Origin of the sequence: uncultured Rikenella sp., from assembly GCF_947628055.1 — a bacterium.
In the GTDB taxonomy this organism is placed as follows: domain Bacteria; phylum Bacteroidota; class Bacteroidia; order Bacteroidales; family Rikenellaceae; genus Rikenella.
This window is the reverse complement of record NZ_CANQYJ010000098.1, coordinates 1-8,931: the sequence shown is the minus strand read 5'-3', so window position 1 is coordinate 8,931 and position 8,931 is coordinate 1. Positions and strand designations below refer to the sequence as shown.

8 protein-coding genes are annotated in these 8,931 nt (G+C 59.5%); 2 read left to right on the top strand and 6 right to left on the bottom strand.

All coding sequences use genetic code 11. The features are described 5' to 3' along the window. The 6 genes from Q0Z93_RS08490 to Q0Z93_RS08465 form a co-directional block, all read right to left on the bottom strand. Positions 1 to 252, bottom strand: a 252-nt coding sequence (locus tag Q0Z93_RS08490) for an NAD-dependent epimerase/dehydratase family protein (RefSeq protein ID WP_298064529.1), incomplete at its 3' end; no start/stop codon positions are given. Positions 253 to 291: 39 nt separating this feature from the next. Next, the gene (locus Q0Z93_RS08485) at positions 292 to 1,425 is read right to left on the bottom strand and encodes an ABC transporter permease (protein ID WP_298064528.1); all 1,134 of its coding nucleotides are present in this window, start codon (positions 1,423 to 1,425) and stop codon (positions 292 to 294) included. Further along, a complete protein-coding gene (locus Q0Z93_RS08480) occupies positions 1,422 to 2,183 on the bottom strand; it encodes an ABC transporter ATP-binding protein (RefSeq protein ID WP_298064526.1) in 762 nt (253 codons plus the stop codon). Before Q0Z93_RS08480 ends, Q0Z93_RS08485 begins: the two co-directional genes overlap by 4 nt. Continuing rightward, the gene (locus Q0Z93_RS08475) at positions 2,162 to 3,127 is read right to left on the bottom strand and encodes an ABC transporter ATP-binding protein (protein WP_298064524.1); all 966 of its coding nucleotides are present in this window, start codon (positions 3,125 to 3,127) and stop codon (positions 2,162 to 2,164) included. Before Q0Z93_RS08475 ends, Q0Z93_RS08480 begins: the two co-directional genes overlap by 22 nt. 1,162 nt (positions 3,128 to 4,289) lie before the next feature. Beyond that, the gene (locus Q0Z93_RS08470; protein ID WP_298064522.1) at positions 4,290 to 6,260 is read right to left on the bottom strand and encodes an HDIG domain-containing metalloprotein; all 1,971 of its coding nucleotides are present in this window, start codon (positions 6,258 to 6,260) and stop codon (positions 4,290 to 4,292) included. Beyond that, on the bottom strand, positions 6,257 to 7,141 hold the full coding sequence (locus Q0Z93_RS08465) for a YitT family protein (RefSeq protein ID WP_298064520.1): 885 nt from the start codon (positions 7,139 to 7,141) through the stop codon (positions 6,257 to 6,259). The genes Q0Z93_RS08470 and Q0Z93_RS08465 overlap by 4 nt, the downstream gene beginning before the upstream one ends. Before the next feature lie 357 nt (positions 7,142 to 7,498). Between Q0Z93_RS08465 and rfbA the strand changes: the two genes are divergently transcribed. Both rfbA and Q0Z93_RS08455 read left to right on the top strand, forming a co-directional pair. Next, entirely contained in the window at positions 7,499 to 8,386 is an 888-nt protein-coding gene (gene rfbA, locus Q0Z93_RS08460; protein ID WP_298064518.1) for a glucose-1-phosphate thymidylyltransferase RfbA, read from the top strand. A 14-nt stretch (positions 8,387 to 8,400) separates the two neighbouring features. Then, positions 8,401 to 8,832, top strand: coding sequence for a dTDP-6-deoxy-3,4-keto-hexulose isomerase (locus Q0Z93_RS08455; protein WP_298064516.1), 432 nt, complete (start codon positions 8,401 to 8,403; stop codon positions 8,830 to 8,832). Positions 8,833 to 8,931: the final 99 nt, after the last annotated feature.

Here is an 8,931-nt window from a genome sequence, read left to right as displayed (position 1 = left end):
ATTGCGCCAGATAAAGTCGGCCCGGTACAAGGAGTTGGCCATGATCCCCCCCACATAAGCCGCTGCCAGAAAGACGTACTCCGGCTTTTCCGCTGCGAAAAACGCTTCTACCGCCTGCTGGTCGGTCAAATCCAGTTCTTTATGGGTGCGTCCGATCAGGCCGGAATACCCTTTCTGCTGCAAATTCCGCCAGATTGCGGAGCCCACCAGTCCCCGGTGGCCCGCTACGTATATCCGAGATGTCTTTTCCATCTTTTCTTTTTTTGTTACCGGTTCGTTCGTCGATTTCAGTTACCGGGCCGGCCGGTCCCGTCGCGCGAACATCCACAAGGCCAGCCCGATCAGCACCCCTGCCATGGCGCCGAGAATCGTCAGCGGAAGCCAGAGGTCTCCCACCGGCTGCCCTTTGAGCATCAGCCCCTTGATCCCTTCGATAAACCACGTCGCCGGCACGATCCGGCAGACCCATTGCATCGCTTCTGGCATATTGGCCAGCGGAAAAATGAAGCCTGACAACAGCATCGTCGGCATCAGCAGCCCCACCAGCGACGCTGTCAGCGCCGTCTGCTGCGTTTTGACCAGCGACGAGATGAGTATCCCCAGCCCGATGGCCGCCAGAATGAACAGGGCGCACAACAGCATCACCCCCCACAAGCTCCCGTGGCAAGGCATCCCGAACACCAGCGTCCCCAGCAGCATGATGACCGCCGTATTGACCGCTGTCAGAACGAAATAAGGCAGCACTTTCCCCAGAACGACCGTGCGTCCCTTGAGCGGCGAGACGGTCAGCAGCCGCAGCGTTCCTGTCTCTTTTTCCCGCGCCAGCGTCACGGAGGTCATCATCGCCGCCACGATCATCACGATCATGGCGATCACTCCCGGCACGAACATGTAGGCCGACTTCAGCTCCGGATTGTACATCATCCGCACATCGACCCGCAGCGGGGCGGTATCGGCCGACAGCAGCCCCTGTTCGGTGTTCAATTCCGCGTTCAGGTCTCTCACGATGGCCGTGGCGTAACCGATAAGGGTCGTTGCGATGTTCAGATCCGAGGCGTCGGTCACCAGCTGTACCGCGGTTCCTTCGACCCTCCTGGCATCGCTGCCGAAGCCCGCGGGAATCACCACCACCATTTTGACCGTCCCGTCGCGGAATGCCGCGTCGATGTCCGCTTCGCACCGCACTTGATCCACGATGCGGAACTGGTCGGCCGCCTCCAGCTTTTGCACTAACTTGCGCGCCAACGGATCGCCTTGCGAGGAGTCGAGCACTGCCACCGGCGTGTGATCGATGTCCATCGAGATCACATACCCGAAGAGCATCACTAATGCCAAAGGTATGGCGAAGAGCATCGCCAGCGTCCTCTTCTCACGCAGGATATGCCGGCACTCTTTGACTACAAAGCCCAGAAAACGGTCTGTCATACCTCGGCCTCCTTTCTGCCGGTCGTTCCGCCGGCCGGGCGTGTGAGTCTGCTGAATAAATCGTCCATGTCGGCAGCCTGGTGTTCGCTCATCAAGGTTCTGGGCTGGCCTATGGCCTGGATCCGTCCGTCTGCCATGATAAGCGTCCGGTTGCAATAAAGCGCCTCGTCCAGATAATGGGTCGTCACGAGGATCGTTGTCCCTCCCGCTGCCGTGTCGAGGATCAGTTCCCAGAACCGCCTCCGTTCCAGCGGGTCGACACCGCCGGTCGGTTCGTCCAGAAATAACACTTGCGGCCGGTGGAGCATCGCCGCCGAGAGGGCGATCTTCTGTTTCCATCCCGGCGGCAAGCCGCCCACCAGCTGGTCTTTGATTCGTTCCATAGACAGCCGCCGGTACATTTCCCGGATCCGTTCCCGCAGCCGGGTGCGGCTCAGTCCGTAAATCGTTCCGAAAAGCTGCAGATTCTCGCTTACGGTCAGGTCGTTGTAAAGCGAGAAGCGCTGGCTCATATAGCCGATCCGCCGCTTGACCTGCTCCGGGTTGCGCGCTACGTCGCATCCGGCCACTTCGGCCTGTCCCGATGTGGGTCTGAGCAGTCCGCACAGCATCCGGATCGCTGTGGTTTTCCCGGCTCCGTTGGCTCCTAAGAAACCGAATACTTCGCCCCGGCCCACGTCGAAAGTGAGGTCGTCCACTGCTGTGAACGTCCCGAAACGACGGGTCAGGTGTTCCGTTATGATGCTTCGTTCGTCCATGAGTTCTCGGTTTCTTCGGCTTCGGGCGACGCCGAGGTCAGTTGTATGAAAAGGTCTTCGACCGTCGGGCTCGCCGGACGGACTGAGACTTGCGATGTGTCGATGCCTTGTCCCCGCAGGTAACCGGCCACTGTTTCGGCCCGCATGGCCGGCAGGGCGGTCCCCAAATGGATCCGGTCGCCGAACGAGTAGCATCCGCAACTGAGCGACCAGCTGCGCAGAATGTGCAACATCCTGGTGTTGAGGCCGATGTCTGCCGAACCGATCTCGTATAGGGTTCCCCGGTAATGCGCTTCGGCTTCATTCGGCACCAGTGAGTCGAGCACTGTGCCGCGATGGAGGAGGGTGATCCGGTCGCACCGGGCCGCTTCGTCCATGTAAGAGGTGGAGACCAGTACGGTTTTCCCTTTTCCCGCCAGTTTCCGCAGGGCGGCCCAAAATTCGCTGCGCGAGACGGGATCGACGCCGGTGGTGGGTTCGTCGAGCATCAGCACTTCCGGGTCGTGGATCAGTGCGCAGCAAAGGGCGAGTTTCTGTTTCATCCCGCCGGAGAGCTGGGCTGCCGGACGGTCGGAGAAGGGTTCGATCTGTGCCCAGATGTCTCCGGCCAAAGATGCGATCCGACCGGCCGGCTGCCGGTAGATGCGGGCGAAAAATTCCAGGTTCTCGCGCACGGAGAGGTCGCCGTACAACGAAAAAGCGGCGGGCATGTATCCGACGGTCTTCCGCACTTCTCGCCACTGTTCCCGGATGTCGTGTCCGCCTACGGATGCCGTACCGGTGTCGGGGCGCAGGAGGGTGACCAAAATGTCGAACAGGGTCGTCTTGCCGGCTCCGTCGGCGCCGATCAGTCCGTGAATCGTACCCTCCGGCACTTGCAACGACACATCCTTCAAGGCGGCTGCGTTTCCTCGTTTTTTCGATATGTTTTCCGCTTCGATCATATCTCGGATTATTCGTTCGTTCAGTCTTTTTCTCGGCGGGTGGCTGCGGCCCGCCCGGTTCTGCGAACCGGATTCCTCCACAGTGTGGGGCTGCCCGCTTCGCGGAATGATACTTTTTCTCTTTGTCGCTCATGCCGCGGAGCACCTTTTTCTTAGCCGCCTCAAGCCGGCAGGGCTTTTTCTTCGCTGCCCTTTTGCCGGGCAGGCACTTTTTCTTAGCCGCCTCAAGCCGGCGGGGCTTCTACTTTCTTTGCCACCAAAGAACCGAGCAGCGTACCGAGAGCAGAGATCGTTTGCGGGCTATGCCGAGGTAGCGCGAGGAAGACCGCAGGTCAAAGTAGACAAAGAACCGACGCAGCAGCCGAGTGCCATCGAGCTTGCTCGAATGGCCGAGGCGCCAGGAGGAAGGCGAAGCCAAAGTGCCTCCAGCCGGTTTCGCCTTGTCGGGTGTCCGCGCGTCCTGCGCGGCCCCCTCAAGGCAAAACACGACGCTTCCGGGAGGGCTTTCGCGTGCGAAGGAACAGTTTCCCGCGTCCGCGGACGGGCTGCTGTGCCTAACGGCATCCAAGAGGGTTTTTCAGCCATGATCTCCCTATGCCAGGCCGGAGCCCCCGGCTGCGGAGGCCTGCAATTTTCTCGCTGCGCTCGATTGCAGTCCCCGCTGGCTCCGGCCAATCAAGGGTAGTTACAGCCCAGGTCGAGTGCCGAGCGGCACCCTCCGCCCAGGGTGGCTCCGGCCTGACACGGGGAGATCATTGAAACCGTACTTTTTCGGTACTATTTACGGCCACTCTCGCGCACCTGATTATCATTTCGGGTCGCAGCCTGCGGAGTTGGGGGTAGTTACGGTCCGGCTCGAGTGCCGAGCGGCACGCAAAATGGTCAGCCTCCAGTATTCCTGCTGGGCTACTACCCTTGCTTGGCCGGAGCCAGCAACGCCGTTCAGGGTAGTTACAGCCCCGGATCAAGTGCCGAGCGGCACACGGCCCGAGGCGATAAAAACCATACGGTTAAATATTGGGTTTCCGCGCCGACGGCGACCTCTTCAAAACCGCGATATACCGGCAGGCAAACCGCATCCCGAGGCGAAAACCGGGAACGGATCCGGATACCCGGCAAAAATAATCATTTTCCCCGCTTTGCACTGTACGCCCCCGAAAAGTCAAACCGTTGCCGGATAAGAAACCCGGCTGTGGTAAATGTTGTTCAGCTTGGCCTTGAACAGCTCCTTGATCCGGGTCACCTCCGCGAACGACAAATCCGCATGGCTGAACTGATGTTCGGCCACCTGCCGGTCGACGATCTTCTCGACCAGCGCATCGATCGACTCCTTGTCGTAGCTGGCCAGCGACCGCGATGCCGCCTCCACCGAATCGGCCATCATGCAGATCGCCACCTCGCGCCGCACCGGTTTCGGCCCCGGATAAGTAAATTCGTCGGGATGTTCCACCACCCCGTCATGCAGCCGCCCCTCTTCCGCATAGAAATAGTAGATCTTCGACGTTCCGTGATGTCCGGAGATGAACTCCTGGATCATCGCCGGCAGCCGGTATTTGCGCGCCAAAGTGATCCCCTCGGTGACATGCGAGCGGACGATAGCCGCACTCTGTGCCGGACGAAGCATCGAATGGGGATTGAAATTCCCGGTCTGGTTTTCCACGAAATAGAACGCATTTTCCATCTTGCCGATGTCGTGGTAGAGCGCCCCCGTCCGCGCCAGCAGAGGGTTCGCTCCGATCTCCTTCGCCGCGCTCTCGGCCAGCGAGGCCACCTGCACCGAATGTTGGAACGTTCCCGGCGCTTTCTCGGCTAATTGCAGCAACAAAGGTTGATTGGTGTCCGAGAGTTCCAGCAAGGTAATGTCCGACACGAAGCCGAACAGCCGCTCGAAAATATAGACTAACTGGTAGAATGCCAGCATCAGGAATGCACTCGCCACGAACCACAGCACCCCCCTGTAATCGACGTACAGCGTCCCCTGCGTCATCCACATGAACGCGACGTAGACCAGCGCCCCGGCCAGGAGCACCGCCCCGACGGCCTTGAATACGCTGTGCCGCTGGTAGTAGTGCCGCACCACGAAGATGGCCACCATCCCGGCCAGGAAATCGACCGTGAAAAATTCAAAGCTGGACCTTACGAAAAGCGAGGCGAGCAGCACCACCGAAATGTTCCCGAAGATAGCCACGCGGGTGTCGAAAAAAGCCAGCAACAGAATCGCCACCACCGGCAGCGGCACTAAATAAGGGCTCAGGAACTGCGTCCGCACCACGAGCGCCATCAGTCCCGCCATGACGGTATAGAGCACGAAAACGAACAGCAGCGGTTTCCACCCGGCGAAGTGCCGTCCGGAAAAGAACCGGAAAAAGACATAGCTCAAGGTCAGTATGGAAGCAACGAGCAGGAATTTGCCTAAGAAGAGGACGATTCCGCTCACGCCCCGCCCCAGCCGGTTTTCGTATTCGCGGCGGTAGGAGGTCAGCAGCGAAGCGGTATGGCGGTCGATCATCTGGCCGGCGGCGACGATCACTTCGCCCGTGCGGATGATCCCTTCCGTCCGTGAAACCCGCGAGAGAAGCTGTTCCCGGAGCCGGGCGTTGAGCGATTGGTCGTAAGTCAGGGAGGGCGTAAGGTAGCGAGCCGCCTGCTCGGGATCGATCCCCTGCGCCTGCAGGTAGGTCTGCGCCGTGGAAGGGGTGAACAGGTCGGTGGCGTAAACGGTTTGCAATACGTGTGCGCTGTCCGTGCGCACCATCCGGTCGGCATAGGAAGCCCGCTCGGCGTCGCTGACGATCCCTTTGCGGTAAACGTACCGGAAAGCGTCGAGTATCCGTTCCCGTTCTGCATCGCCGAGCGAAGGATCGGCTGTCAGATCGGCCGCCAAGGTTCGCAGCTGGGCGGCCGCCACCAGGGTGTCGAGCCGGAAAACGGGCTGGAACTCTTCCATCAGTTTTTTCCGCTCCGCAACGAGCTGTTCGATACTCTTATAGATCGGGATGTCGAACGGAGCGGTCAAGGTCTCCGATTCCCATACTTCGCCGGGGGCGAAATGGAAGTTCACGGCCGGCCGCCGGGGCATCATTCCGGTGATGAGCAGGGACAACCCGGCCAGAAGGGCGATTTTCCGTATCATAGTTTTTCAAAAGTTTTGAAGCCCTCGCCGAGGGTTTCATGAGCATCGACCACAATCATGAACGCGTCGGGGTCGATTTCGCGGATGCGGTCGCGCATGAGCGACACTTCGCGCCGCGAAACGACCACGAAGATCATCTCTTTGTCGGCTCCGGTGTACATGCCGCTGGCCTTGATATAGGTGCCGCCGCGGTCCAGCCCCTCGAGGATGTAGTCGCGGATCTCGTCGTGGCGGTCGGAGAGGATGAAGAGCAGTTTGTCGCCCGACCCGCCGTCCACGATGTAGTCGATCACGCGCGAGGAGACGAAGATGGTCACCAACGAATAGAGCGGCAGCCGCCAGTCGCCCAATACGACCAGCCCGAACAGCACCACTAACGAATCCACATAAAGCACCGCCCGGCTGATCGGGACATGGAAGTATCTGGAGACGATCATGGCCACGATGTCCGTTCCGCCCGACGTGGCGTGGGTCTTGAGGATCAGTCCTACGCCCGCCCCCATCAGCGTCCCGCCGAAGATGCAACTCAGCAGCACGTCGTCCGAGAGGTCGATCTTGCCGCCGAGCAGGGTGGCGGGGTCGGAGCCCACCAGGAGTGTCAGGGTGTCCATAATGACCGGGGTCAGCACCGCCGCGACGATGGTCTTGGTGCCGAACTTGGCCCCGAAAAGCCGGAACGCGATGAGCAGCAGGGGAATGTCCATCGAGAGACCGTAAGTCCCGACCTGTATGGCGGGAAACAGGTAGTTCAGCACCACGCCCAGACCGTACACGCCGCCGGGGACGATGCGGTAGGGGGTGATGAAAAATACGAATGCGGTGGCGAGCAGCGCTGCGCCGACCACAACGAAAAGCCACTGTCGGAAATGATGACTGTTCATGGGGGTCGCCTTAATATGACAAAGTTAATCAATTTCCCGACCTTTTTACCGGGGCTGCCGTCGCGCTGTCCGGCGGTCGTTCTCCATGCTTTCTGTCTTCGGCCGGCGGGTCGCACCAACAGAGGCCGGTACGATCCGAATAGACGTTGCGCCGGTGCGGGCAAACCGGATTTTCGCTATCTTCGGCGAAAACAAACCGGATCGGGCCGGGTGCGTGGGGCTGCCCCGGCGGTCGGGTTCGCCTGCAAACATCCCGCCGCGGGTGTCGACCTCAAGGAAGTTTGGCCGAAAGAGGCCGTAACGGCCGGATTGTAGAAAATAAGACTTATTTTTGGACCCAATTTCCAAGACTGCATTATGAAAGGAATCGTACTGGCCGGCGGCTCGGGAATGCGCCTTTATCCCATCACCAAGGGGGTGAGCAAGCAATTGCTGCCGATCTATGACAAGCCGATGATCTATTATCCCATCTCGGTGCTGATGCTGGCCGGGATACGGGAGATCTTGATTATTTCGACGCCGCACGACCTGCCGGGGTTCCGCAGGCTGCTCGGGGACGGCTCCGACTATGGGGTGCGGTTCGAGTATGCCGAGCAGCCGTCGCCGGACGGGCTGGCGCAGGCGTTCATTATCGGTGAAAAGTTCATCGGGAAGGATGCGGCTTGCTTGGTGCTGGGGGACAATATCTTTTTCGGGCAGGGCTTCTCGGCCATGCTGCACGAGGCGGTGGCGGCGGCGGAGGATGCCGCCGATCCCAAGGCGACCGTATTCGGCTACTGGGTGAGCGATCCCGAACGGTATGGGGTCGTTTCGTTCGATAAGGAGGGGAATGCGGAGACGCTGGAAGAAAAGCCTGCCGTGCCGAAATCCAATTATGCTGTGGTCGGGCTGTATTTCTATCCGAACCGGGTGGTGGATGTGGCCAAACGGATCGAACCGTCGGCACGGGGTGAGTTGGAGATCACGACGGTCAATGAACGGTTCCTGCATGACAAACAGCTGAAGGTGCAGCTCTTGGGGCGGGGGTTCGCGTGGCTGGACACGGGTACGCATGATTCGTTGTCCGAGGCTTCGACTTTTATCGAGGTGATCGAAAAGAGGCAGGGGCTGAAGGTGGCTTGTCTGGAGGGGATCGCTTACGGCAAGGGCTGGATCACGGCGGAAAAACTGCGTGAGATCGCGCTGCCGATGGCTAAAAACCAATACGGGCAGTATCTGCTGTCGCGTATCAGGGAAAATGAATAACGGATGTTTCGGCCATGAGTGATATACGAATTCTTGAGGGGGGTATTTTCCGGGATGCCCGGGGCGAGTTGGTGCACATGAATGGTTTCAACTTAGAGGGTGCGCATCGCTATTATGTCATCAGGCATGACAGTACGGAGGTGATTCGGGGCTGGCATGGGCACCGATATGAGGGTAAGTGGTTCCAGTGTCTGCGGGGCGGTTTCCGGCTGGCGTTCGTGCGGCCGGACGATTGGGAAAATCCTTCGCGGAATTTGGTGCCGGAGGTCTTTACGCTGACGGCGGAGCGCAGCGAATTGCTGTGTCTGCCGGCGGGGTATGCGAATTGTATCCGGGCGCTGGTGCCGGATAGCTTGTTGTTGGTGTTCTCGGGCAAGGAGTTGCCGGAGGCGCTGAAGGATAGCTGGCGGTGGGAACCGTCGATGTGGGGCGGAAATAAAATTTAACGGTTCGATTTAATCACTACCTTATGTTTGAGGGAACTGTTCTCTTTGTGAACAAAGAGAACCAGAAAAACTTTTTGAGATGCTTGCGCATCTCTTGAG

Excerpts from the sequence above, each read along its gene's own strand:
- Q0Z93_RS08475 (WP_298064524.1), bottom strand. The coding sequence starts at position 3,127 with ATGATCGAAGCGGAAAACATATCGAAAAAACGAGGAAACGCAGCCGCC.
- Q0Z93_RS08485 (WP_298064528.1), bottom strand. The coding sequence starts at position 1,425 with ATGACAGACCGTTTTCTGGGCTTTGTAGTCAAAGAGTGCCGGCATATC.
- Q0Z93_RS08455 (WP_298064516.1), top strand. The coding sequence starts at position 8,401 with ATGAGTGATATACGAATTCTTGAGGGGGGTATTTTCCGGGATGCCCGG.
- Q0Z93_RS08470 (WP_298064522.1), bottom strand. The coding sequence starts at position 6,260 with ATGATACGGAAAATCGCCCTTCTGGCCGGGTTGTCCCTGCTCATCACC.
- Q0Z93_RS08480 (WP_298064526.1), bottom strand. The coding sequence starts at position 2,183 with ATGGACGAACGAAGCATCATAACGGAACACCTGACCCGTCGTTTCGGG.
- Q0Z93_RS08465 (WP_298064520.1), bottom strand. The coding sequence starts at position 7,141 with ATGAACAGTCATCATTTCCGACAGTGGCTTTTCGTTGTGGTCGGCGCA.
- rfbA (WP_298064518.1), top strand. The coding sequence starts at position 7,499 with ATGAAAGGAATCGTACTGGCCGGCGGCTCGGGAATGCGCCTTTATCCC.